Source organism: Symmachiella dynata (assembly GCF_007747995.1).
In the GTDB taxonomy this organism is placed as follows: Bacteria; Planctomycetota; Planctomycetia; order Planctomycetales; family Planctomycetaceae; genus Symmachiella; species Symmachiella dynata.
In genome coordinates this window covers 6,759,961-6,786,287 of sequence record NZ_CP036276.1, presented here as the reverse complement: position 1 = coordinate 6,786,287, position 26,327 = coordinate 6,759,961, and the positions used below count along the sequence as shown (strand labels likewise).

The following is a 26,327-nucleotide window of genomic DNA, read 5'->3' as shown; positions in this document are numbered from 1 at the left end:
TCCGATGTGGTCGACGTGACGGCGACGATTACTTCCGCGGGATTTCGCGGATGTAAATGTTTTTGAAGTACAGGGTGTTGCCGTGATTTTGCAATTCGATTTGCCCCGTGGGGTAGATCGGCTTGTCACGTTCCCAGAAGTTCTCCAACGTCACATTATCCACGACCAATTCGTCATTCAGGTGCACTGTGACCTTGTCACCGACCATTTTGATCTTAAAGGTGTTCCATTCACCAATCGGTTTATCGGCGGTCTTGAGCGGTTTAGAAGGATTCTTTTTGTTGTTGTACAACCCGCCCGAACCGGTGTTGAAGAGTTCAATGTCCCAAATTTGCACTTGGGGGCTGCCGCGGAGATAGATGCCGCTATCCCCCTTCTCTTTGATCTTCCAATCGACCAGCATTTCAAAGTCGCCGTAATCTTTGTCAGTGCAAAGCGGGCCGCCTTTGTTGTTTCCGTCGAAAATCAACACGCCGTTATCGACGCTCCAATGTTGCCGCATGTTTTCGTCAGCTGCTTTTTGTGCCGTCGCCAGTTCGTCAGGCGACATTTTGGCGCGGACTTTGGGGTTCCCAACAAGCCCTTTCCAACCGGCCAGGTCTTTGCCATTGAACAGTGCTTTAAAGCCTTTGGGGGGCACGTTGTCCTCGCCGGCATGCGCCGTTGCTGAAAAAACAGCGGCAACCAGGGTCAGGGTACAGAGGATTGCGGTGAGTCTCATTGTTGCTCCTTGTGTGCAAAAACTAATACCGTCAGGGGTGGCAAGCTGAACGTCCGTCTAGAACCAGTTTCTAAACCCGGTTGCGCTTGTTCTCGAAACGTTCAGATTAGTTTCAGTGAGACGCGTCAGAGGGTTTTGAAACGACTTGTATCGACCGTTGCCAGCGATTGCCAATGGGTAGAATACTCCCCGCAGCGTCCGATTGCTACCAACGCGGTCAATGCAATGACTAGCGTGGCCGCCGTTTCGACAATGCTTCCATCAATTGCAATTGCTGATCGACCTGCCGTTGTTCCTCGGCATTGAGGGGATCGTCCCCAAATCGGACACGATAAAACGAATCGGCAATTTCATTGCTGACGTTATTCATTTCCGGTTCCTCCGCCGTAGCATCAACGACCTGCTGAATCGCGGCGGCGTACTCACGTTGCGTCTGTTGGGGCTGTCGCACAAACCCCATCCGTCGTGTGAGGACTTGAAACCGTTGGTAAAACTCAACTAGGCGGGTCGGACCGGCGTGCGCCGATTTTCTTCTCGCCCATCTTCCTCGTAGTCGACGCCAAATTTTGCTTGTCCAATGGAAAATCAAGACCGGAACGCCCAAGAGCAAAAACACAAGGATCCCGCCATCGATGCTGATCCATCGCTGCGGATTGGTGACCGTGCTGTAAAACCAATTCCAAAAATCGACCGCAGCGGCCCGCATCCCGGCGGTGGAACTAAATGCTTTTTGGAGATAATCCAGCATGGGCTCGAAAATCTCCCGTCGCTGTTTCGCCAGCGAGAAACTCACCACATTCTCTCGCCAAAATCCCCAAAAAGTCCGCTTTAAGACCTCCCAGTAACCCGGCTTGTGTGAGGCGACGATCCGTTGTCGCTCCGCCGCCGGCGTCGCATCCATTGTGAGCCAATGATCGCCGATCGCCGCTTCGACCCAAGAGTGCGCATGCCGCTGTTCGACCCGCAGGACCTTCTCTTGGGCATCGTATTCGCCCCCTTTGAATCCATTGATCAGCCGCGCGGGAATTCCGACCGAACGCAGCATCAACGTCAACGCGGCCGCATAGTATTCGCAATGCCCCGATTTACGGTTGAAGAGAAAATCATCCACCGGGTCAATCGTCGGATCCATCACCGCCGCACTGAGTGAATAGGTGTATTCCCCGCTGTCACGCAGATGCGATTCCAAAGCACGGGCCACAGCCAATGTGTACTCGTCCCCCTGCAACGATTCTCGATTGACGCGTGCGGCGACTTGTTGCGCAAGTGCTTTCAGTTTCTGTGACTCAGGAACTGCTGTGAGTTCGCGGCCTTTTTGCGATGTTTCAATGTATCGAAACGACGAAAAATCTTTGGGGGGCGATGGAGGATTAGTTGGCGGGCGAGAATAAATCCGATATCTGATTTGTTTCGAACCCGACTCGCTCGTACGTGGAGAGATCGTATAGGAGGGATATGCCAGAAAGAGCGCGTTTTCGTTGCCATCACGCTCCCCGATGGCGAAATTACCACTACAGAATGGCCGCATGGCAAATAGCAGCTTGGTGCCCATCGGTTCTAACGTGATGTCTTGGCGAATCCACCCCCGACTCCCCAGTCTCGGTGCGTGAGACATTCGGTCTGGATCTCTATCCCGCTTCCCTGTTTGCCACTTACCGGCGCTATATTTCACGAGGACCGAGCCGCGCAGGTATGGTTCGTTCATATCATACGAGTTGGCAAAATCGATTACGTCTAATGCTGTATTCGTATCATTGTCGACGACCTGCACCGACAGCACAGGCTCGCTACTTTCCAGGATCTCGCCAATGTCACCGAGCTGCACCTCCTCCGTGAAGCCGGTCACTGATCGAATGGGCGAAACGTTGGGGGATTCGGCTTGCTCCGATTTTTTCGGCGGAATCCACACACGGGGAGTCATCACAAAAATTGCGGAGCCCACCAATAAACCCGATAGCGACGTGACAAGTGAACCGAATGCCAAACGGCTCCCGACGCGGGACCTGCCGAAGTCGCTTTGCACATTGCCTTGAACGCGGCTGTGTCTTCCCGCATTTTTCCCCGAAGCTTGCAATAACGCGGTCCCAGTATCGGAAGCAAACACCGTGGGGGCGGAGACAACTTCTTCCTCTGCGCGATACAACGAAAACAGCGTCAGGTTCCAGACCATGAAGAGAACGTAGACCACAAGCACCATGCCGAACCAGCTGGCTTGCGTTAATACGGCGGCCAGTGCGACGTGCAGCAGGCACAAGGCGCAGATCCACCAAAAATGCCGCATTTCCCGATTCCACAGGAGCACGATCCACAGCAAATAGATGATCAAGTGTGTTCCGGCGAGGAGTTTGGATTCTTGGCTGTCTCCCATAAACTCCCAAGACGCGACCAAAAACGCCCCCAACGCCAAACCGTTTGCCCACCATTCCGACAGACCAAACTCTCGGCGTGAGTCGTTGAATATCAGCGCCACCAAGCCAACGACGAACGTCAGGTAGGCCGGCGATGCCCCTCCCTCGGCTGCTGCTAACAACCCACTGGCCAAGAAGACCTGGGCGTACATGCTCAATTGAAAGGTTTTGAGGAATGGCATGGCGGCTTATTCTGGCTCCGATGCGAGGTGAAAAACATCGGAGAGGACCTGCGGATTGGCCTCAATGATCTCCATGCTGTACTGGCTGCGGTCGGCACGATCCGCGGTGGATAACTGGATCAATTCTTCGTACGCCATCCGCAATTCTTCACCGCCGGTGTTCCATCGTCGTCCCTTACCATTCGGCAGGGTTGTCTCTGCCGACTGTGTGGGCCGCGTGGTGATCAATAGGCAGCGTCCCTTGGTGCCGTGCAGCGACATGGCCTCGTTCACAAAATCGCCCAACGGCCGCGCGGTGCCTGCTTGGGAAAGTGCCAAGCGTTCTAGAAACGGGTGAATCGCGAAAGGACCCGCGACACCTGACCACTCGTCCACTTCCTGACCGAGCACCGAAATCCCCAACTGACTGCCCCGTGCGTCGAGGCAATGCATGTATCCCACGGTCGCGGCAAAACTAATCGCGTATTCTGCACGTTGATAATTGGCAACCGAGGCCCGCGTGGGGGTCCATAGGTCTAACAAAATCGTCAAGTCATCCTCGCGACTTTGGTGATACTCCCGCACCATCAGTTCATTCTGACGAGCCGAAGTCTTCCAGTGGATCGCACGGGGATCGTCGCCGGTGCGGTACTCGCGGATACGGTGAAATTCATCGTCGTAACTGCCACGCTGCGACGCTGATTGTTGGACCAACTCCCGCGCATGTTGGGATTGTCGCCGCCATCGGGGAGCTAAATCGCCGACCTGGGGATACACCAGGATCTCATCCGCCTCCTGAATGATCAACGACCGTTCGGCCAATCCCAACGGAAATCGGGTGGTCACGCGGATTGGTCCCAATTCGTATTTTCCGCGATGCATCAGCCGCGCTTGATAGTGCTCTGTCCGCTGCGAACGAGCGGGGACCCGCGTGAACAACACACGCGGGAGTACCTGTTCGTGCGTGTGCTGGACACGATCCATCACGGTCAACACCCACGAAGACAATAGCCGCTTGGAATTGGTCACTGTGATTTCCACAGAAAACGGCTCACCCGCCATCACGTGGCGAGGACTGCGCCGTGTCGCATCAATCCCCCGCAGCAACATGTAACACAGGCTGCCGTTCACGATCCATGGTCCTGCCATGAATGCGAAGACCAACAACAGCAGGTTCGATTTACCCAACAGCGCCCCGCACATCAAGATGATCAGGATCACCATATAGGCCAAGCCTTCGTACGGGATCCGGGCTCGCATCGAGCGGCGGCGATATCGTTTCCAGGCACGGCTGAGAAGCGATCCTTTGCCGTTGCGACCATTGTCCGGCGTCGCCGACCCGTTACCGATCATCATAGGCAGCATGGCCAGCAGCGACGTGCCGACCCACAAATCATTCGCCATGGCCATCCACAAGATGAGAACCGCCGCGCACAGCAAGCTGCTGATTCGAACCAAACGTCCGCCCCAGGTTCGCGGCCCCGTTGACATCAACGTTCTCCTCCGTCGTGAAGTGTGGCACACAGCTAAAGCGCGGGAACTGCACTGCATTGTCCCGTCGCGCCGCACGAACATCAAGGGCCGGATCGAGCCAGAGCATCGAAATCCACGTTCCTTACCACGCGTTTTAGACGCTGATGCCTTCCATAAAGGGCCGCAATTTCTCTTCGGAATACAGCGAAAATGAGAATTCGCGGCTGGAGAGGACCTGATTGGCCACGAGCTGTTTTTCCAGTTCAGAACGTTCCTGAACGATTTGCTTGGTTTGCTCAGCAACGGCGGCGGCGAATGTGTCCGTGATTTCACGCAAACGACGACCGCGTTCGATGCGGGCATGCCGACCGGCACGACGTTGCTTCCGCATGAGCGGTTGGTCTCGTTCGTGATTCGCTTCGGCCAGCAATTTGTGCTTCTCTTCCAGAAGCGGCGTGAATTCACTCACTTGAGATTCGCTGAGATACTTCTCAGGGTTATGCCGCAAGTCGCGCAACATGAAATTGGCCCGCGTGACGTCCTCCTGTTGCACGTGATGCGCGTGCAGCGGTAGCAAGACCGTAGCAGAAACAGCCATAAACGAGGGCGGCGCGATTCCATAGAAGCGAGCCATGATTCGATCCGTCATTTCATCATATTTCGCACCGCCGATGCCGTGCAAAAACAGATCGCCCAAGCAGAGTCGTGCAAACAGCGTCGTCGTCAACGCCCGCGTCCGCAGGTGAAAGCCGCGTTGCGGCAATTCACGTAAAACCTCGACCGCACAGCAGGCTTCGCCTTCGGGTGTGAGCGGCAATTTGGCAAAGACCGTTTCACCATCTTGGAGATGAATCTCCGCGGCAACTTGCTTGGCATAAACGCGGCGGCGTTCGTGGGAACCATCACGCCAAATCCAAAACGGTGCCTCCATCCAATCATCCTGCTGCCGCAATTCGGGAACGGGATGGGTCTGGCTTCGGACTTTATTGATCGTGCGGTATTCGGCCAACGCGGTGTTATAGACGTCTCCGAAACAGGGTAGCTGCGCAACGATATGGCTGAAAAACCACAGAAACGACTCGCTCTGACACAACCGGCTGAGCGGCAGTTCCAGATTGTTCACACCCCAACGCCGTTCCAACTGGTTCCGCCCGGCCGTAAAGCAATCGGAGAATTGCGGGGAATCCTGCGAGCGTTCGACGACTAAGGGCCACAGCTCACGAATCAATGGGTCGATGCCCCACGACGACATGTTGTCGGCGACGCGGTCCCCAAAACTTTCAAACAGCTGGCGGTCATGGATTTCCGCTCCCTCCCATGGGCGGGCAAAATGTCCGCTATCAAAGGCAATGGACCCGAACGACGGTTGGTCCCGATTGCCGGAGGGAATCCGCAATGCCGCTGAGGCAAACGTATCGTTGTCGACGACCAGGTTAATACCGATCGCCTGGGGAGCTTGCGCCAACTTGCCAATCGTAAAATTCTTGACCCAGACGCCGGGGTGGAACAGCAGCGGCTGATGCCCCGTTACGTACACCAATTCCGTTGAGTCGCTGCAACTCGGCACATCCGCCCAAGTCCCGGTGTAACTTCGAGCAGCTTGGCACAGTTCCTTGCGTGCTCCGGCCCGAACGACGGAAAGTGAACGTCCCTGAATATCGGTGGTGGCTGCTGTGAGGAGTTGATGGTTTTCGTCGGCAAGCCGTGTTGCGTTTTCCAACGCAGGAACGGCATACAAACTACCGTCATCGCGGGGGACGCTCAGTCGTAACCGCCGTTGAGCGACCTGAGCTTGAGTTTCCGATTCCGGCATGACCAGCGATTCAAACATAGGTGGAAGGCAACAAGTTTCGAGGAACGATTATCAGCTGCGTCTGGCTGTCCAATCTATGTTAAGGAGACTTGCCCCCGAAACTCAACTCATGCGGCACGGCTCACGGAGCTTCTTGCCGTTACACGTCGCAGACGTGGATGACGACGATATTTCGGATGATGTCGGTTGCACCCCAACTTCGCGATCCAACACGGTACGGTAATAGGCCAGCCGCCGCGCCGCATCGTCCAGCGAACCGCCGAAAGAGCGTTCCTCGTCCAAATAGACCCGCGGAACGGCGATTTCCTGAATGGTCAGCCCTTCCCGAGCGGCTTGAACCCAAACCTGCAGCGGCATGGCATACCCGGTTTCGGTGATGCTCAATGCCGCCAATGCCGAAACGCGATACGCTTTGAATCCACAAAATGCGTCGGTGAGCGACAATCCAAGGCGCTGGTTGATTTCCTGCGTGATTGTGGCATTGATGCGCCGCCGATCCTCGGGAGGGAGACTATCCTCGCCAAAGGAACGCAAATATCGACTGCCGCTGACAATATCAATCCCCGCGGTGAGCTCCGCCGCCATGGTGGGAATCAATTCGGGTTGATGCTGCCCGTCGCAATCGATCGTGACCAAAACGTCAAATGCATGGGCTTGTGCGTAAGTGAACGCCGAACGCAATGCCGCTCCATAGCCTTGGTTTTCCGCGTGTGTCACGACTTTCACGTTAGGAAAGCTACGCAAGATTTCGCCGGTGCGGTCCTGTGATCCGTCATCGACAACCAAGATCTCAGAGCCGTACTTTTGGACCGCCTGCAAGACATCGGCAACATGCTCTTGTTCGTTGAAGACGGGTAGAGCAACCAGGACAGCAGGCATGGCAAAGCAATCTATACAAATCGTTTCAAAGCCTGCTGACGCGTCACGCTGAGGCTGAGTTTGCAAGTATCGGCACAAGCAAAACCCGGTTTTGAAACTGGATATTAGTAGTTGACGCAGCTTTTCCGACGGAATTTCCATTCTAGAGCGGTTCGACATCAAGTCAACGACCGGGCATCTGCGAGGGGCTGTGCACGAGTTTCTACGTGAAGGCATTCTGACGCTTTGGCGACCAGCGTGGTGTGCAGTCGACCAGCGTCGGGAGCAAAGATCGGTGACGAGGAACACCGAATTGCGCGAATTTATATTGAAATTCGCGTTAATACCAATGCGGCAAATCGATCTTTGGAAACAAATTGACCATGCATCTCTGGGGAGTTGAGCAATTTATTGCTCTCGTATTTGGTTCCAAACTCCAGGCCTATGCAAGAGTTTGCAGAATTTACTCAAACGCTCTTCGCAGGAAAAATTGGTATTCGCTGCATTCATGTCTAATACCTCACAGACGGTGACCGAGTTTTTAAGATAAATTACGCGCGAGCGAATATCTCTCTATTAGGCAGAGACAAATTCAGTTAGCTCGCAACTCCCTGGTCAACGCTCTCGCCTCTCAGCGGACGGATTCCTGCAACTCCCCGCAACTTTGCAAGATTTTCATTGCGGGCGAGTCGTTGTAAGGTGCTATGAAGAATGAGCTTACGTTAGATGCTTGGAAATAACTCGGAAAACTGTTCGCATGCGAACTTTTTTGCCCACATTTGCGTCTTGTTTCCCGTATTAGTTGATATAAAGGCGTAGTTATCAAAGCCAAACTGGCGGCTGCCTCAAAGAGTTTCAGGCAAATGGTTTTGCCGGTTTTGCTTAGAAAAGACGCGTCATGAGAGGACGAGTGAGTTTCGCAAGTCCACCAAATGTTGTTTACGTTTTGAACAGGTATGGAAGTTGCTCATGTGAGCTGATCACTGTCACGCCGGTCGTGAATCACCCCCGTAAGTTAGGGGATCAAATCGAGGCCGGATTGAGTTTCAGTTGCGAACTTCCAGTAAGCAAAATTGTCAACCTCTGAAAGATAGGCACAAGTCATTTCTTGTTGGTGCGGCCTGCCTTTCATGGCGAAGTCGCACAAATCGTGTTGGAAATTGGTCAAGTATCCTGACAGCTTGGGGCGCGCCACCCTAGAAAACGGAGGACGTTGGAAATGTCCCGCTATCGTAATCCGGCAATTCGACAACTTACCGAGCAGCAAGTCCGCTATACACCGCGCGACGCTCGCCTTCGGCAGATCGAACGCGCCGAACAACTTCTCGAAGAGATCGATCTCGACAAAGAGTATCACTACAACGATCTCTGTGAGAAAATCACGACCTACAAGGCCGAGATGTATCCGCATTTGGTCCTCTCCGGGGCGGATGCGGCGCATGACGTGCGCTTGTTTGTCGAAGACTTATCGGACAGCGCAGATATTGCCGTCGAGAGCCTTGCGGAGCCGGTACTCACGGTGGGTGATGTCAGCGAACAATTCAACGTCTCCACGAAAACCGTTGATCGTTGGCGGAGCAAGGGTTTGGTGAGTCGCCGCTTTAAGTTTGGTAACCGTAAGCGGATCGGCTTCCTGAAATCCTCAGTGGACCGTTTTGTGCGACGCAATTCCGACGATGTGCACCGCAGCACGCGCTTCAGCCAACTTTCGGTGGAGGAGCGTGAGGACATCATTACGCGCGCACGGCGTTTTGCTCGCGCTGGGGGATGCCCGGCAGAAATTAGTCGGCGTATTGCCAAGCGATTGGGGCGGTCCCCGGAAACGATCCGTTACACACTCAAGCATTATGACGCCGAGCATCCGGAAACGGCGGTCTTTCCGCACGCCAGCGGTCCGTTGACCGACGAAGGCAAGAAGCAGATCTACCGCAATTTCCGCCGGGGAATCCCTGTGGAGCGGTTGGCCAAGCAGTTCTGCCGCACCAAGGCGAGTATTTACCGAATTGTATCGGAAATGCGGGCGCAACGGCTGATTGCTCAACCGATCGATTTCATCGACAGCGAAGATTTCGTACGGGACGATGCCGACAAGTTGATTCTCGGACCGGTCCCCGTCGTCGAGAAGAAAGCAGCTGCATTTAAGCCGCCGCCAGGCTTGCCGCCTTATTTGGCCAGCCTATACCGCGTGCCGCTGCTGACCAAGGAAGAGGAAGTCTACTACTTCCGTAAAATGAACTATCTGAAGTTTAAAGCGGCCGAGTTGCGCGGCAGCCTGGATTCGCGAAAAGCCAAATCGAAAGAAATGGACGCGATCGAGAAGCTGCTCAATGAGGCCGTTTCGGTCAAGAACCTGCTCATTCGGAGTAACTTGCGATTGGTCGTCTCGATTGCCAAGCGGCATTTTCGACCAAATACGAATTTCTTCGAAATGGTCAGCGATGGGAATATGTCGCTGATGCGGGCGATTGAAAAATTCGACTACAGTCGCGGGAATAAGTTCTCCACCTACGCCACCTGGGCGATTATGAAGAACTTCGCGCGATCGATCCCCGCCGAGCACACCCGTTTGGATCGTTTCCGTACCGGAAACGAAGAGGTGTTCCAGGCAAAATCGGACACGCGTTCTGTTCCCTTCGAGTTGGAGTTGAACAATCAACGCCAGCACGAAGCGATTATGAGTATCCTGTCGCAACTGGACGACCGGGAAAAGGACATCATTTTGTTCCGTTTCGGACTGAATCAGGGAACCGAGCCGCAAACGCTGGAGCAGGTCGGTTACCATTTCGGTGTGACGAAGGAGCGAATTCGACAATTGGAAGCGCGGGCCTTAAATAAGTTGCGAAAAATTGCCCAGGAGGCCCGGCTCGACATTCCGGGAGTCTAAAACTCCCTCCAGGCTTGCCGGACAATCGCGCCGCAAGGTGGTGAGCGTTCGGTCGCGCATCACAACGCCGCGAACCTGTCCCCGCAGTGGGGTGTCTAGGTTCGCGGCGTTTTTTTAATTGCCCAGTATCCGTCGAGTCGCCTCTCGGGTGCAATTCGGGGTGGAAATGACGGTTTCAGGTGCTTGTGGGCGTCAGCGGATCGTTGAATGTGGTCTGTTTGGACTCCAAGCGGGCAAATTTTCAGAAAAGGGGAGCGGGAGCGTTGATAAATTGTCAGGACGTTTGTCTAATACGCGGTTTCGCGCTGGCAATGACGTCGAAGGTCTGGGCCCAATGGGCTCGTGAAGGTTCGGCCTGTTTCCAGCTTAGCCGGCCACTCAATCTGGTTTTCTGCGATCTCCTTGCGTTTCGACTTGCATGGGCGGATCGGAATGCTATATTGGGCGGCTTGTTGCGTCGAGAATGTTTCGAGTAGCTCTTACAGCAAATACATAAAGTTTACCGCTAGCGTAGCTCAATTGGCAGAGCCCCGGTTTTGTAAACCGGAGGTTGTGGGTTCAAGTCCCACCGCTAGCTCCAGCGGACAGGCGGAGGAGATGTCTTCGGTGGTCCGCTTCGTGCAGAGCGAGGCTGGGGTCGCGAGGCTGTGGCTCGCCGTTTGTTTGAAGTCGACAATTAGGGGGAATTCCCGAGCGGTCAAAGGGGCCAGACTGTAAATCTGGTGGCTCAGCCTTCGCAGGTTCGAATCCTGCTTCCCCCAATTATAGAGGGCAGCGGTGATTCGGCGTTCATTGCTGTCGGTCGTAGGTTTCTAAGAGGCGTTGCGGGCGTCGTATAATGGTATTACCCCAGCCTTCCAAGCTGGAGACGTGGGTTCGATTCCCATCGCCCGCTTTTTCGCGATGAGTTGCGGGGTGGCCGGCTTGGCGATTCGAGTTGGAAGTCCGAGCGACTTGATTCGCTGCTGTAGCTCAGCCGGTAGAGCGCGTCCTTGGTAAGGACGAGGTCGCGGGTTCAAGTCCCGCCAGCAGCTCTTGCAGCTGATTTTTGGCAAGCATGTTTTTGCGGTCTGTGAGGCCGTGTTGCATTTAGTGTTGAGTTGGAATTAACAACTGTCCCGGGAGATTGAATAGGTAGGGAGAAGAGATGGCCAAAGAGGTCTTTGAGCGTACGAAGCCACACGTCAATGTTGGGACGATCGGTCACATTGACCACGGAAAAACGACACTCACCGCGGCGTTGTTGATGGTGCAGGGTGCTAAGGGTTTGGCGACGGTGAAAAGTTACGCCGATATTGCCAAGGGCGGTACGGTCCGCGACGAGACGAAAACGGTGACCATTGCCGTGAGTCACGTTGAGTACGAGTCTGAGACTCGTCACTATGCCCACATCGACTGCCCGGGGCACGCTGACTATATTAAGAATATGATTACTGGGGCGGCCCAGATGGACGGGGCGATCCTCGTTGTGTCTGCGGCTGATGGTCCCATGCCTCAGACGCGTGAGCACATTCTGTTGGCTCGTCAGGTGGACGTGCCGGCGTTGGTGGTCTTTCTGAACAAGTGCGACTTGGTCGACGACGAAGAGTTGCTCGAGTTGGTCGAAATGGAAGTTCGTGAATTGCTGAGCAAGTACGACTTCCCGGGTGACGACATTCAGGTTGTTCGTGGGAATGCAAAGGGTGCGTTGGATAACCCGACGGATCCGGCCTTCAACGGCTGTATTGCCGAGTTGATGGACGCACTGGATTCGAATATTCCTGAGCCGGCTCGTGAGTCTGATAAGCCGTTCTTGATGGCGGTGGAAGACGTGTTCTCGATCGAGGGTCGCGGTACTGTTGCGACGGGTCGGATTGAGCAAGGCGTCGTAAACGTCGGTGAAAAAATCGAAATCGTCGGTTTGAAGGATACTGTCGAGACGACCTGCACCGGTGTCGAGATGTTCAATAAGACGCTCGAAACTGGTATGGCTGGCGACAACGTCGGTCTGCTTCTGCGTGGTGTGAAGCGTGAGGATATTGAGCGTGGGCAGGTTTTGGCCAAGCCGGGTTCGATTCATCCGCACACCAAGTTTGAGGCTGAGGTCTACGTCCTGAGTAAAGATGAAGGTGGGCGGCACACGCCTTTCTTCAGTGGCTATCGTCCTCAGTTTTACTTCCGCACAACCGACGTGACCGGGGCTGCCAAGCTGCTGGGTGACGCCGAGATGTGTATGCCGGGCGACAATGTTCGCTTGGAGGTTGAAATGGGTTCGCCAGTCGCCTTGGAAGACGGAAGTCGCTTCGCGATTCGCGAAGGTGGCAAGACCGTCGGCTCGGGTGTTGTGACCAAGATTGTTGAGTAATTGTGATTCAGTGGGCACCCGCCGTTAGTTTTTTCGGCGGGTGTTCATTTTCTGTATCGGTTTCGGCGCGGCCGCGTGCCCGTGCCGGAGATAGGTGGAGTGAAGTCATGGCCCGCGAGTATGTTTGGCTGGAATGCACTGAGACCGGTGATCGGAACTATCGTGTTCAAAAAGAAACACGTGGTGCAGAGCGGTTGGAGTTGAAGAAATATTGCCCGCGGCTTCGCCGTCACACGGTTCATAAAGAGTCGCGGAAGAAGTGATGTCGTCGCGATGGGTGGCGGATTTTCGCCGCGTTTTTGAGGGTCCGGCAATTCACCAAGGCCTAGGGGTGTAGCTCAATTGGCAGAGCACTGGATTCCAAATCCAGCGGTTGGGGGTTCAAGTCCCTCCGCCCCTGTTTTTAGGCTCGCTGTTTGTGTGGCACCATTGGATGTGGTCTGCTTGGTTGGCGGGTTTTGTCTGTAGTTATCCAGGCTGTCGAGATGGATGGCGGGAGCCGCCGTAGTGCGGATGCGGTTTTTCGGAGCCGATTTTCATGGCTGTGTGGCTTTTTTGAGAAAAAGTAACCGGTCGTTCACACGTGATAAGAATCGCCCTGGGGCGTGAATTCATGGCAAACGCGAAAAAAAGCACCACGTTTTTTGGCGAACTGCTGAGCTTGCAGTCGTACAAACCTAAGCAAGGACGGCTTGTCCGGCAGTTGACAACTGCTGGTGTGGCGTTGATTGCACTGTTGGGGGCTGTTTCGCTCTCGCAGGGGCCGATGATCGGTGTGGAGCCGGAGTGGGTTCGCGTTGGCGTGCCGGTGTTGTTGTTTCTAATTGGTTTGGCGTTTGCTTTTCGGATTGTAAACTACTCGGTGTTTGCCGACTTTTTGATTGCTGTGCAGGGGGAGTTGACAAAAGTTTCCTGGCCCAGCAAGCAGGAGTTGAAGAACTCGACAATCGTTGTAGTGGTGACGATGTTCGCGTTGGGTGGCATGCTGTTGGTTTATGATCTTTTTTGGTACAAATTAATGACAACTGTCGGCGTGCTTGTTGAGGCGTCGTCGTAGTGTTGTGGGGCGGGACTGCCCTGGGTGTGTGGGTTGGCCGGTCGTCTGCTGTGTTGCGTTGCTGGTAGGCGGGAGCCTTGTTGGCGATTGTGTGTTTAGTCGTCAAGTTCTACTGGGGTTCCGGCAGGGTGAAGGGAAGGCCGTCATGGCTGATGAGACCAATGCAGGTGGCGAAGCCGCTGAGCTTGAAAATACGGAAATGCTCTGGTATGTGCTCAAGATTCAGAGCAACCGTGAGAAATCCATAAAGAAGTCGCTTGAGCGGCGTATCAACCGTGAGGGGTTGGAGCGCTACTTTGGCGAGATTATCATTCCGACGGAAAAAGTGTCGGAAGTCAAAAACGGTAAGAAGAAGGTCACCGAGCATAAGTTGTTTCCCGGCTATTTGATGGTCAACATGATCCTCAATGACGATACGTGGTTTCTGGTGCGGGAAACAGGCGGGGTGGGCGACTTTACCGGCTCTGCAAATAAGCCGATTCCGATGCAGGAGCACGAAATCGCTCGGATGCTAGGGCGTGAAGAACAGAAGGAAGAAGAGGCGCCGCGGGTGGCCCTGACGTTTGGCGTGGGGGATACCGTGAAAATCAAAGAAGGCCCGTTTGAAGGGTTTGAAGGCGCAATTGATACTGTGGATGAGACAACCGGGCGTTTGACGGTGTTGGTTGAAATTTTCGGCCGCACGACACCGGTCGAAGAGCTCGAGCATTGGCAGGTTGAGGCCGTCTGAAATCGGCGTGACGGAGCGTGCGTCGCGTTCGGGGAATGCGATGTCGAGGGATTGGCCGACGGATCCGTTGTCATCAAGAAACAATTTTTCGGCAGTTTAATAAAGCAGGCAAGCGATGGCGAAGGAATTAGTTGCAACGATCAAGGTTCAGGTGATGGGTGGCCAGGCAACGCCGGCTCCTCCTGTTGGTACCGCACTTGGTCCTCACGGTGTGAACATCGGTCAGTTCGTGATGCAGTTCAACGAGCGGACTAAAGATCTCACGGGGACGATGGTTCCGGTGATCATCAATGTTTACAACGATCGATCGTTCGATTTTGTGCTGAAGAGTCCGCCGGCGGCGGTTCTGCTGAAGCAGGCTGCTCAAATCGCCAAGGGTTCGGGGAACCCCAAGGCGGAAAAAGTGGGCACTGTGACACAAGCGCAGTTGGAAGAGATCGCCAAGACAAAGTTTGAAGATCTGAATGCACCGGATATCGCCCAGGCATCGCGGATTATTGCCGGCACCGCGCGCAGCATGGGGCTGGATGTCGTCGGTTAATCACCGGCGCCGTAGGCATCGGACACATTTGAAGTGATCAAGATAGTTGGAAAGAGTAGTCGAGGCTCGATGATGGCAAAGCAATCCAAGCGGCAGGAATTTCTGTTGAAGCAGGTCGAGGGGCTGACGAGTGTTGATTTGGCCGATGCGGTCGCCAAACTCAAAGGTCTGGAAGCGTCGCTGCCCAAGAAGATTCCGCCCTGTAAGTTTGACCAGACAGTGGAAGTTGTCATGCGGTTGGGCATTGATGTCCGTCAGGCTGACCAGATGGTGCGGGGTTCCATTGTGTTGCCGCACGGGATCGGGAAATCAAAAACGGTGCTGGTTTTTGCCCAGGGAGAGAATGCGACCGCGGCCGAAGAGGCCGGCGCTGATTTCGTGGGTGGCAAGGAGTTGGCGGATAAGGTCAAGGATGGCTGGCTGGAATTCGACGCAGCGATCGCCACGCCTGATATGATGGGTGTGGTGGGGCCGCTGGGCCGCGTGTTGGGGCCGCGGGGGCTGATGCCGTCGCCTCGTGCCGGCACGGTGACTCAGGATGTGGCGAATACGGTCAAGGAATACAAAGCAGGTAAAGTGGAGTTCCGAGCTGATGCCGGCGGCAATGTGCACTGTGTGATGGGCAAATTGTCGTTCAGTGAAGAGCAGTTGGTGGACAATATTTCCGCTTTCATCAAGCAGATTCGTGCGATGAAGCCCTCGGGGTCCAAAGGGGTCTACGTGCGAACCATCGCCGTTTCAGCCACGCACAGCCCGGGAATTGGTATCGCACTGTGATTTTTGCAGTGGTGCACACTCAGTTGGCCGGAGTGTGTGCTGAGCAACGCATTGGCTGGCTTCCAGTCAACGCAGCGGCTTGAAAATGTGGCATCGGCGGGATTGTTTGGGCGATTCTGACGCTTTTGGCATAGAAATCGCTTCGGACGCGTGACTTTTTTCTCCCGTTGGTTTAGTGTACGCGATAAGCCCCGGCGCAGCCGGTTTGTAGCGGCCTTCTGGGCTGCCCTTGGATCGGTGAGAAATTTGCGCTGGGCGCACTAGCATTGATTGTTAAGTAGCATGAGTAAATACATCAAGGAATTGATTGCGTCGGATGTCCGCGAGCGGATCGGCGACGTGCAGGAACTGTTGGTGATCGATCCGTCGAAGGTTGATGCGATCACGACCAATCAGTTGCGCTTGGACCTGCGTAAAAAAGAAATCAAGATGGTGCTGGTCAAGAATTCCTTGGCGCGTATGGCACTGAATCAGGCGGGGGTTTCTGCCTTAGATCCGATCTTGGCTGGTCCGTCGGCCTTGGTTTGGGGTGGCGAGGATATCGTCGCGCTCTCCAAGGAGATGGCCAATTGGGCCAAGCAGATCGATGGGTTGGAAATCAAGGGTGGCACGGTCGAGGGGACGACATTGTCGGCCGCTGACGTGGAAGTCCTGAGTAAGAGTCCGGGCCGTTTGGAGTTGATCAGTCAGATTGCAGGGTTGGCACTCAGCCCGGGTGGTCAATTGGTCGGTGCTTTGCTTGGCCCCGGCGGCAAGGTGTCCGGGCAAGTCAAGGCCCACTCGGAGCGAGAAGAAGAGTAGTCGTTTCGATTTGTTGTTTGAGTTGAGTTTTGAAGAGCGGTTGGAAGCTAGAAGAGCTTAGTCTGCGCCAGTTGGGGGCATCGGCTCGTGAGTGGTCCTGCCTGCGAATCTCCTATAAATTCTGTATATGCGTCCAACGATTTTGATGTGCTGAGAAAGGAACACGGTTATGGCGACGGCTGATGTGATTGAATACGATGAACCGACGGTTGAGTTGGGTGACAAGATTGCTGGCTTGACATTGTTGGAGGCCAAGAAGCTGGCCGACTACCTGAAAGATCACCATGGCATCGAGCCGGCTGGTGGTGGCGTTGTTGTGGCGGCTTCCGGTGGAGATGGTGGCGGCGGTGAAGCTGCGGCCGAGCAAACGGAATTCACTTGCATGATCACCGGGTTTGGTGACAGCAAGATTCCGGTGATTAAAGTCGTGCGTGCCGCGACCGGTTTGGGTCTGAAGGAAGCCAAGGAATTGGTTGAAAATGCTCCCAAACCGTTGAAAGAGGGAGTCTCCAAGGAAGATGCAGAGAAGTTGAAAGCGGAAGTTGAAGCCGCTGGTGGTACTGCTGAAATCAAGTGATCGCAGGTGTTGCCGTGGTGCGGGCTGCTTGAGGGATGGGCGGTTGTCGATTTTGTTGGGCAGCCGCTTGAGGATTCGGCGGATCTATTTCCAGGTGGGTTTGGGCGTAGCGCCGTCGTTGGCCGTTGTGGTTTGATCGTGCAGGCGTGTAGAGGCTGTCTCTAACGGGTGCGGTTCGGCAATTGCGCGGGTGAGCCGTTCGTTTGTCGGGTTGAGTTCGTTGAGGCGCTGGTCGCAGTGGTTGGAGCCGCTGCGGTGATGACTGTATGGCGCGCGTGCCGTGGTGTAGTGCCGCGGCAGCGAGCCGTCCGCCCCTAAAACCAACTTCATGGATCCTTGGTAATCTTCGCTCTTGCTCAAACATCGCTCCACTGCAATATGGCTGAGAGTTGTCACTCATTCGGTCTCGATGCCGCTGACCCTCGAGCACGCTGCGCGTTATGGCGCTTCTTGTGCGGACTCGTTTCGGCGCGCGTGATGTTTCGCGCTGCGGGGAAGGGTTGCCGGTGGAGGCTGTTCATGGATTAGTCTCCTGTTTCCGCCGCCACGCACATCAGGCAGAACCTAGGAATTTAGAGAGCCACGCATGCCTATTCCTCACCAACGCACGTTGATTTTTGATGAAGTTCGTAACTTTGGTGAAATCCCCGACGAATTTGAGTTGCCTGACCTGACTCAGATTCAGACCGCGTCTTACGCGGAGTTCTTGCAGGTCGGTGTTCCCTCGCGGCAGCGCAAGGATCAAGGCCTGGAGGGCATCCTCCGTGAGATTTTCCCTGTGGAAAGCTATGACGGCCAGTATTCGCTGGATTACGTCAAGTATGAACTGGGGAAACCTCGCTACACGCCGACCGAATGTGTCCAATTGCGGATGACGTACGGCCGTCCGTTCCGTGTTTGGTTGCGTCTGAATAAAGAGCAGCCGATCGAGGAAGAGGTCTATCTGGGCGACATGCCGATCATGCTCGGTGGTGGTGAGTTTATCATCAACGGTGCCGAGCGGGTGGTCGTGAGTCAGTTGCACCGTTCGCCCGGTGTGGACTTTGTCTCTTCTTCCGAGCCGGGTGGAAAGCCGACCTATTCGTGTCGCGTGATTCCCGAGCGGGGAAGCTGGATCGAGTTGAACATCTCGAAGAAGGAAGGTCTTGGCGTTCGGATTGACCAAAGTGGTAAGTTCTCGGCTCTGACGTTGCTGCGAGCGATGGATCCGGAGTACTCGACCGATGCTTCGTTGCTGAAGTTGTTCTACGAGGTGACCGAAAGCAAGACGTCGCCGGCCAGTTTGGAGAAAACGTTAGGCAAGATTGCCGCCGAAGACATCGTGTTTCCCGCAGGGCATGAACGCTGTGGTGAAATCATTGCTGAGGCGGGCGAGGCACTCACTGAGAAGATGCACGACGACATCAAAGAGTCGTCGCTGAAGTCGATTTCGGTGATCGAAAAAGTCGATGACGCGTTGATCCTCAACAGTCTGGAAGAGGACACAACCTGCAGTCACGAAGAAGCCTTGTTGCGGATTTATCAACGATTGCGTCCGGGGAACCCGCCGCAACTGGATAAGGCAACCGACCTGTTCCGTGAGAAGTTCTACGACGTGAACCGCTATCGGTTGGGACGCGTTGGGCGCTTCCGCATCAATCGTAAATTCAATCAAGACGTGCCGGACACGGAGATGACTCTGCGTGCCGAGGACTTCATCAACGCGATCCGTTACATGATCCGTTTGCGGGTGAGCGATCCGACGGCCTATGTTGATGACATCGACAACCTGGGAAATCGCCGTTTGCGGACGATTGATGAGTTGGGTGCCGACGAGGTCCGCAAAGGTTTCTTGAAGCTACGGCGGACGGTCCAGGAGCGGATGACGCACAAGGATGTGGAGGAGATGACTCCGCGGACTTTGGTCAATCCCAAGAGTGTTTCGGCGGCCATCGAGTTCTTCTTTGGTCGTAGCGAACTGTCGCAAGTTGTCGACCAGACGAACCCGCTCTCGATGCTGACACACGAACGTCGTTTGAGTGCGTTGGGGCCGGGTGGTTTGAATCGTAAACGGGCCGGGTTTGAAGTCCGTGACGTTCATATTTCGCACTACGGTCGGATCTGTCCGATTGAAACGCCGGAAGGGACGAACATCGGCCTGATTTCCAGCTTGAGTATGTACTCCAAGGTGGATCATTACGGCTTCCTGACCACGCCATATCGCAAAGTGAACAAAGGCAAGCTGACCGATGAAATCTGCTGGCTGCGTGCCGACGAAGAAGCGTCGTCGCACTTGGCCCCAGCCGATACCCCGGTTGAAAAAGGGCGGCTGACCAACGATCGCGTGATCGCACGGCACCGGAGTGACTTTGTCTGGGTCGGCGCCGACGAGATCAATTACATCGATATTTCACCACGGCAAATGGTGGGTGTCTCAGCGGGATTGATTCCGTTTCTAGAGCACGACGATGCCAACCGGGCTTTGATGGGTTCCAACATGCAACGGCAAGCCGTGCCGCTGTTGGTCGCCGAACCACCGCTGGTGGGGACAGGCATCGAAGGACCAGTTGCGGAAAACTCCGGCATGTTGGTTCGCGCGGAGAAATCAGGCACGGTCAGCTACGTCGATGCCAATATCGTCGAAGTGGACGGCCGGAAATACCCCATGAAGAAGTTCGTGGGATTGAACGAACGAACTTGCCTGAACCAAAAGCCGATTGTGGAAATGGGCCAGAAGGTCAAAAAAGGGCAAGTGCTTTGTGATGGAGCCGCCACGGTGAACGGCCTGCTAGCATTGGGCCGGAACGTGTTGGTCGGTTTCATGTCGTGGGAAGGTTACAACTTCGAAGACGCGATCATCCTGTCTGAAAAGATGGTCAAGTCCGACACGTACACGTCGATTCATATTGATGAGTTCGACGTGGAGATCCGTGAAACGAAGTTGGGGCGTGAAGAGTTTACGCGTGATATTCCCAATGTGAGCGAAAAAGCGTTGCGGCATTTGGGTGAAGACGGAATCGTGCAAATCGGCACGCGTGTCCGTTCCGGAGATATTTTGGTTGGCAAGGTCTCTCCGAAAGCCAAGTCGGAATTGACTCCGGAAGAAAAATTACTGCATGCCATCTTCGGCCGTGCCGGCGAAGACGTGAAGAACGAAAGTCTGGAAGTCTCCTCGGGCGTGGAAGGCATCGTGATCGACACGCAAAAGTTCTCCCGCAAGATGAGCTTGACCGAAGGGGAACGCAAGAAGTTCGACGCGGAACTCAAGTCCAAGGAGCAAGAAGGTCACAAGGCGATCGCCGCGGCATTCTTGGAATTCTTGAAAGAGTTTGAATCGGCCTTGGGTAAAAAACTCACCGACGATGACGGACAAAATGTGAGTTCCAGCGAAAACGAAAAAGCGATTGCTGAATTCGCCGAAGGGTTTTTGTCCCGCTACGAAGGTTTGGACATCCGCAGCCCGCAGAAAAAATCGGCCTGCAATGCGGTGATCAAGAGTTCGTGGTTCGCGGTCGAAAATGCGATTGATACCCACAACCAGGTGCTCAACTCACTGAAGCGGGGCGACGAATTGCCCAGCGGTGTGTTGCAGATGGTCAAAGTCTACGTGGCCTCGAAACGGCAGATTTCCGTCGGCGATAAAATGGCCGGGCGGCATGGTAACAAGGGTGTCATTTCGAAAGTCCTGCCCGAAGAAGATATGCCGTTTTTGGAGGACGGCACGCCGATCGACATCATTCTGAATCCGTTGGGTGTTCCCAGTCGGATGAATGTGGGGCAGATTTTGGAGACGCACCTGGGTTGGGCTGCTGAGAAGTTGGAGTACCGAGCGGTTTGCCCGGTCTTTGACGGTGCTTCGGAGGATGTTTTACGAGGCGAGTTAAAGGCAGCCGGATTGCCGGAAGATGGTAAGTCGGTGCTCTTCGACGGTCGGACCGGTGATCCATTGGATCAAAAGGTGACCGTTGGTCGAATCTACATGCTCAAGTTGCACCACTTGGTGGACGACAAAGTCCACGCACGAGCCACTGGGCCGTACTCGTTGATCACGCAGCAACCCTTGGGTGGTAAAGCGCGATTTGGCGGGCAGCGGTTTGGAGAAATGGAAGTCTGGGCTTTGGAAGCCTATGGGGCCGCCTACATTCTGCAGGAATTGTTGACGGTCAAGAGCGACGACGTCGAAGGACGGACGAAGATCTACGAGTCGATGGTCAAAGGGGAGAACACGCTGGAAGCGGGTACCCCGGCGAGCTTCGACGTTTTGAACAACGAAATTCGCGGGCTGGCTTTGAATCTGCAGCTTGAGAAAACTCGGATATAACGCGGCCTTGGGACCGAGTTCCAGTGTGGGTGTGTATCACACGAACGGCTCGAATTGACAGTTACGCCAGATCCCCAACATTATTTTAGGAGTGTGTGCAGTGAGCACCGGCGAAGCAGCATACGATCGCATTAACGACTACGGCGCGGTGAAAATCGGGTTGGCGAGTCCGCACGATATTCGCGGTTGGTCGTTCGGCGAGGTGAAAAAGCCGGAAACCATCAACTACCGGACCTATCGTCCGGAGCGTGACGGCTTATTCTGCGAACGGATTTTTGGTCCGGAGAAGGACTGGGAATGCGCCTGCGGTAAATATCGCGGGATGAAATACAAGGGAATGATCTGCGACCGTTGCGGCGTAAAGGTGACGCATAGTCGCGTCCGCCGCAAGCGGATGGGCCATATTGAATTGGCTGCGCCGGTTGTGCATATCTGGTTCTTCAAGTCGATGCCCAGCCGCTTGGGCTCGTTGTTGAACATGAAGACGACCAGCTTGGAAAAGGTGGTTTATTTCCAAGATTATGTCGTTATCGATCCGGGTGACACCCCGCTGCGCGAACGGCAATTACTGACCGAAGAAGAGGCCCGCCACGCCCGCGCCAAGTACGGGGATGATTCCTTCGAGATCGAAATGGGTGCCGAAGCAGTTAAGAAACTGCTGGGCAAACTCAAACTGGTCGAGCTATCGCACGAATTGCGTAACGAACTGCGCGAAACCGGCAGCCAGCAAAAAATGAAGGATCTGATCAAGCGGCTCAAAACGGTGGAGAGCCTGCGCGACAGTGACAATCATCCCGAGTGGATGGTGCTGGATGTGATTCCGGTGATTCCGCCGGACTTGCGGCCGTTGGTGCTTTTGGATTCCGGCAACTTTGCGACCAGCGACTTGAACGACCTTTATCGTCGGATCATCAATCGCAACACGCGCTTGAAAAAATTGGTCGACCTCAACGCACCGGAAGTCATCGTCCGCAACGAAAAGCGGATGTTGCAGCAATCGGTCGACGCCCTGTTTGACAACAGTCGTTGCAAGCGACCTGTGTTGGGATCGTCGAACCGTCCGCTTAAGTCGCTGACCGACATGATCAAAGGGAAGCAAGGGCGGTTTCGCGAGAACTTGTTGGGGAAACGGGTCGACTACTCTGCACGGAGTGTGATCGTCGTTGGTCCGGAACTCAAATTGCATCAATGCGGTTTGCCCAAGAAAATCGCCTTGGAGTTGTTCCAGCCGTTCGTGATTCGCCGCCTCAAGGATCTCGGGCACGCGGATACTATCAAGAGCGCCAAGCGGATGCTCGAACGTAAGGACGAGGATGTTTGGGATATTTTGGATGCGGTGATTCGCAATCACCCCGTCATGCTCAACCGTGCTCCGACCTTGCACCGGATGGGGATTCAGGCGTTTGAACCGACGCTGATCGAAGGGAACGCCATCATGGTGCACCCGCTGGTCTGCAAAGGGTTCAACGCGGACTTTGACGGCGACCAGATGGCGGTCCACTTGCCGCTGTCGATCGAAGCCCAGGTCGAAGCCACGACGCTGATGATGTCGACAAACAACATTTTCAGCCCGGCCAATGGTGCGCCGATTATTAGTCCGTCACAGGACATCGTGATGGGTAGTTATTACCTGACTCTCTCCAAGCCGGATCGTCCCGGTGAAGGAACGATTTTCGCATCGGTGGCCGAAGTTCATATGGCGGTTGCGCAAGGCAAGGTGACGACGCACGCCCGGATCAAACTTCGACTGGCAGCCGATACGCAGATTAAAGGGGAAGGCGCCGAGACCTTTAAGCCTGGTGGTTTGATTGACACGACCGTCGGTCGCGTGATCTTCAACGACGACGTCGTTGCTCAGGGAATGCCGTATTACAACCTCACCATGCGAAGTAAAGATCTGGCGAACGTTGTTTCCGACTGCTACCAGATTTTAGGGCGGCGGGCAACGATCGAGTTGTTGGATCGCATGAAGGCACGTGGGTTCCAAGAATCCACACGGAGCGGCCTGTCGTTTGCCACCAGCGATCTGAAGATTCCGCCCAACAAAGACAAGGTCATCGGCGAAGCGGAAAAGAAAGTGCTGCAGCAACAGAAGTTGTTTGATCGCGGCATTATCACCAACCAGGAACGGTACAATCAGGTGCTCGACACCTGGACGCATGCCCGTGAACAAATTACGGCTGCGATGATGGAGGAATTGGAGAACGACGTCCGTGGTGACGGATCGTATGTGAATCCGATCTTCCTCATGGCCAACTCCGGTGCCCGTGGTGGTGTGGAACAGATTCGCCAATTGGCAGGTATGCGGGGTCTGATGGCCAAGCCGAGCGGCGAAATCATCGAGACACCGATTAAGGCCAACTTCTGCGAAGGGTTGACCGTGTTGGAATACTTCAGTTCCACGCATGGTGCCCGTAAAGGTTTGGCCGACACGGCACTCAAGACGGCCGATAGTGGTTACTTGACTCGGAAGCTGGCTGACGTGGCCCAGAACATGGTGGTCACGTCCTACGACTGCGGCACGATTCAAGGGATCACGCGTGGTGTTGTCTATCGGGGCGAAAAAGTTGAAGTCAGCCTGACCGACGCGATTTTGGGACGTGTCAGCCGGACAAACATCGTCAATCCGATCACCGACGAACTGATTGTGCGGGAAGGCGAATTGATTACCGTCGCCATCGCCCACAAGATCGAGCAGTTGGGACTAGAGAAAATCCAAGTCCGCAGCCCGATGACCTGCGAGGCACAACTCGGGATTTGCCGATTGTGTTACGGTATGGATCTCTCGACCGGTTCGCTGGTTGAAGAAGGGATGGCTGTGGGGATTATCGCCGCTCAGAGTATCGGCGAACCGGGAACACAGTTGACGATGCGGACGTTCCACATTGGTGGGACCGCCTCTCGCGAAATTGAAGAAAGCGAAATCCGCACGAAACGTGCCGGTAAAGTTCGCTTTGCTCGCATTCGTAGCGTGGTAAACAACGAAGGCCAAAACGTGGTCTTGGCGCGAAGCGGCGAGATTATCCTGTTGGACGCCAAGGAACGGGAACTCGAAAAGTATACGATTCCCAACGGAGCGGTGATCGTTGCTCAAGAGAACCAGGAAGTACAATCGGGCGACCTGTTGTGCACCTGGGATCCTCACTCGGTCCCGATTCTCGCCGAGGTCGGCGGTAAAGTCCGTCTTGAGGAGTGTGTCGAAGGGGTTTCAGTCCGTTCGGAAACAGAGGCTAGCGGAAATATCCGCCTGACCGTCATCGAGCACAAAAGCGATTTGCATCCGCAGATTATTTTGGAAGATGGTACGGGAAAAATCCTCGACTTTTATTACTTGCCTGAACGTGCACACATTGAAGTGGGCAATGGCCAGCAAGTCACCGCTGGGATGGTTTTGGCCAAGACGCCGCGTGAAGCGGGCGGAACGCAGGACATCACCGGTGGTTTGCCGCGTGTGACTGAACTGTTCGAAGCACGGCGTCCCAAAGACCCGTCGGTTGTTGCCGAGATCAATGGTGAGATCGACCTCGTCAGTGAAAAGAAACGTGGTAAGCGGGTGATTATTGTCCGCGGCGAAGACGGCACAGAGATCGAGCACATCATTCCGCACGGGAAGCACTTGCGGGTGCATGCCAAAGATTTGGTCAATGCGGGAGATCAACTTGTCGATGGCCCGTTGGTTCCACACGACATTTTGCGTGTCAGCGGCGAAGAAGCGGTACAGCAGTATTTGCTGCGTGAGGTGCAAAACGTCTATCGTTCGCAGCGGGTGGAAATCGACGATAAGCATATCGAGATCATTGTCGCCCAAATGTTGCGTAAAGTCGGCATCGAAAGCGTGGGCGATACCACCTTGTTGCCCGGTATCGTGATCGACAAATTCGAGTTCCGCCGTATCAACCAACAGTTGATGGAATGTGTTCGTGTGGTCGACCCGGGTGATACCGAATTCCATGCTGACGACATCGTTCCGGCGGAAACATTGGAAGAGGTGAATAGCCAAGTCGAGGCTGCGGGGGCAACTCCTGCGAGTTCCACCCGGCCGCGTCCGGCGACGGCCAACACGATGTTGTTGGGAATTACCAAGGCGGCTGTTCAAAGTGAAAGTTTCATTTCGGCGGCCAGTTTCCAGGAAACCACCAAGGTACTGACCGAGGCGGCGTTGGCCAGCAAGAGCGACAACCTGGTCGGTCTGAAGGAAAACGTGATTCTGGGGCACTTGGTGCCGGCGGGGACAGGTTTTTATACGCATCAGCAAGCTGAAGTTCGAATCAAGCCCGAAGCTCTGCAAGAGTTGAAGGAAGAAAAAGAACGGATCCTGCAGGCGCGGTTTAACCTACTCAACGAAGGGGACGAATTGCCGGCCGGTGAGGCACGGCCGCTTCAGCCACCTCAACCGCCTCAGCCACCCCAGCCGGCTGAACCACAGTCCCAGGCACAACCTCAGTCTCTGCCGCAGGGAGGCAGCGAATCACCGATTCTTCCGGATGAGGCATTGGATGTCTCGCGGGGAGAAGCGGGCGGTGCAGCACCTCCGGAGAGTGGTGAGTGAGCGGAAACAATAGGAAAATCAACCAAGATCCAACCTGTTCCGGCGGGATTCCCGCCGGGACCATTGACGTTGGCAGGCAATCACTATAGATTGCTACATTCGCGCAACTGTCCGATTTCGTCTCACGATCCGTGCAGCGCGTCGAAGGTTCCCCCAGTTTGTAAACGGTTTCGGCTATTTTTGTTGTCCGGTAACCGTGTAATTCAATATCGATTCAATTCATAGCAAAACGTTGACCACCAGACTCCAGGTTCCCTGACGCGAGATAATTTCGCGGTTAGGCCCACGCTTTAAAAACAGCGATGCTGGGCCGGGACACTTGTTGGAGCAGCC

The 26,327-nt window shown here is 54.8% G+C and carries 16 protein-coding genes, 5 tRNA genes and 1 pseudogene; 16 read left to right on the top strand and 6 right to left on the bottom strand.

The features are described 5' to 3' along the window. Positions 1–31: 31 nt before the first annotated feature. From Mal52_RS25885 to Mal52_RS25870, 5 genes and pseudogenes are all read right to left on the bottom strand, one after another. Positions 32–631: pseudogene (locus Mal52_RS25885) on the bottom strand (3-keto-disaccharide hydrolase); the annotation flags it as partial. A gap of 319 nt (positions 632–950) precedes the next feature. Then, a complete protein-coding gene (locus Mal52_RS25880) occupies positions 951–3,311 on the bottom strand; it encodes a transglutaminase TgpA family protein (protein ID WP_145379502.1) in 2,361 nt (786 codons plus the stop codon). Positions 3,312–3,317: 6 nt separating this feature from the next. After that, positions 3,318–4,781, bottom strand: a complete 1,464-nt coding sequence (locus tag Mal52_RS25875; protein WP_197534467.1) for a DUF58 domain-containing protein — start codon at positions 4,779–4,781, stop codon at positions 3,318–3,320. A gap of 136 nt (positions 4,782–4,917) precedes the next feature. Continuing rightward, complete coding sequence (locus Mal52_RS30015) at positions 4,918–6,576, bottom strand: hypothetical protein (RefSeq protein WP_197534466.1); 1,659 nt, start codon at positions 6,574–6,576, stop codon at positions 4,918–4,920. A gap of 102 nt (positions 6,577–6,678) precedes the next feature. After that, complete coding sequence (locus Mal52_RS25870; protein WP_145379500.1) at positions 6,679–7,455, bottom strand: glycosyltransferase family 2 protein; 777 nt, start codon at positions 7,453–7,455, stop codon at positions 6,679–6,681. Positions 7,456–8,653: 1,198 nt separating this feature from the next. On the opposite strand from Mal52_RS25870, the gene Mal52_RS25865 reads away from it, so the two are divergent. The 14 genes from Mal52_RS25865 to rplL all read left to right on the top strand — a co-directional run bounded on the left by Mal52_RS25865 (position 8,654) and on the right by rplL (position 17,145). Continuing rightward, entirely contained in the window at positions 8,654–10,318 is a 1,665-nt protein-coding gene (locus tag Mal52_RS25865) for a sigma-70 family RNA polymerase sigma factor (RefSeq protein WP_145379499.1), read from the top strand. Positions 10,319–10,822: 504 nt separating this feature from the next. Continuing rightward, positions 10,823–10,898: transfer RNA gene (locus Mal52_RS25860), tRNA-Thr, on the top strand. A gap of 99 nt (positions 10,899–10,997) precedes the next feature. After that, positions 10,998–11,079: transfer RNA gene (locus Mal52_RS25855), tRNA-Tyr, on the top strand. 63 nt (positions 11,080–11,142) lie between these two features. After that, positions 11,143–11,213, top strand: a tRNA-Gly gene (locus tag Mal52_RS25850). A gap of 66 nt (positions 11,214–11,279) precedes the next feature. Continuing rightward, a tRNA-Thr gene (locus Mal52_RS25845) sits at positions 11,280–11,352 on the top strand. A 113-nt stretch (positions 11,353–11,465) separates the two neighbouring features. Then, entirely contained in the window at positions 11,466–12,662 is a 1,197-nt protein-coding gene (tuf, locus tag Mal52_RS25840) for an elongation factor Tu (protein WP_145379498.1), read from the top strand. 107 nt (positions 12,663–12,769) lie between these two features. Further along, positions 12,770–12,925 carry a 50S ribosomal protein L33 gene (gene rpmG, locus Mal52_RS25835; protein WP_145379497.1) on the top strand — a complete coding sequence of 52 codons (156 nt, stop codon included), beginning with the start codon at positions 12,770–12,772 and terminating at the stop codon, positions 12,923–12,925. A 64-nt stretch (positions 12,926–12,989) separates the two neighbouring features. Next, positions 12,990–13,062, top strand: a tRNA-Trp gene (locus Mal52_RS25830). A 213-nt stretch (positions 13,063–13,275) separates the two neighbouring features. Next, a complete protein-coding gene (secE, locus tag Mal52_RS25825) occupies positions 13,276–13,719 on the top strand; it encodes a preprotein translocase subunit SecE (protein WP_145379496.1) in 444 nt (147 codons plus the stop codon). A 145-nt stretch (positions 13,720–13,864) separates the two neighbouring features. Then, the gene (gene nusG, locus Mal52_RS25820; protein WP_145379495.1) at positions 13,865–14,449 is read left to right on the top strand and encodes a transcription termination/antitermination protein NusG; all 585 of its coding nucleotides are present in this window, start codon (positions 13,865–13,867) and stop codon (positions 14,447–14,449) included. Positions 14,450–14,564: 115 nt separating this feature from the next. Then, positions 14,565–14,990: a 50S ribosomal protein L11 gene (rplK, locus tag Mal52_RS25815; protein ID WP_145379494.1), complete on the top strand. Its 426-nt coding sequence runs from the start codon at positions 14,565–14,567 to the stop codon at positions 14,988–14,990. A 72-nt stretch (positions 14,991–15,062) separates the two neighbouring features. Further along, a complete protein-coding gene (rplA, locus tag Mal52_RS25810) occupies positions 15,063–15,767 on the top strand; it encodes a 50S ribosomal protein L1 (protein ID WP_145380781.1) in 705 nt (234 codons plus the stop codon). Positions 15,768–16,049: 282 nt separating this feature from the next. Beyond that, positions 16,050–16,568 (top strand): 50S ribosomal protein L10, encoded by a 519-nt coding sequence (rplJ, locus tag Mal52_RS25805; protein WP_145379493.1) that lies wholly within the window; start codon positions 16,050–16,052, stop codon positions 16,566–16,568. Positions 16,569–16,737: 169 nt separating this feature from the next. Beyond that, entirely contained in the window at positions 16,738–17,145 is a 408-nt protein-coding gene (gene rplL, locus Mal52_RS25800; RefSeq protein ID WP_145379492.1) for a 50S ribosomal protein L7/L12, read from the top strand. A gap of 84 nt (positions 17,146–17,229) precedes the next feature. Here the strand turns inward: rplL and Mal52_RS25795 are convergent, their stop codons facing one another. Beyond that, positions 17,230–17,475: a hypothetical protein gene (locus tag Mal52_RS25795; RefSeq protein ID WP_145379491.1), complete on the bottom strand. Its 246-nt coding sequence runs from the start codon at positions 17,473–17,475 to the stop codon at positions 17,230–17,232. A gap of 256 nt (positions 17,476–17,731) precedes the next feature. On the opposite strand from Mal52_RS25795, the gene rpoB reads away from it, so the two are divergent. After that, positions 17,732–21,445 carry a DNA-directed RNA polymerase subunit beta gene (gene rpoB / locus Mal52_RS25790; RefSeq protein WP_145379490.1) on the top strand — a complete coding sequence of 1,238 codons (3,714 nt, stop codon included), beginning with the start codon at positions 17,732–17,734 and terminating at the stop codon, positions 21,443–21,445. A gap of 100 nt (positions 21,446–21,545) precedes the next feature. Beyond that, positions 21,546–25,994 (top strand): DNA-directed RNA polymerase subunit beta', encoded by a 4,449-nt coding sequence (gene rpoC / locus Mal52_RS25785; RefSeq protein ID WP_145379489.1) that lies wholly within the window; start codon positions 21,546–21,548, stop codon positions 25,992–25,994. Positions 25,995–26,327: the final 333 nt, after the last annotated feature.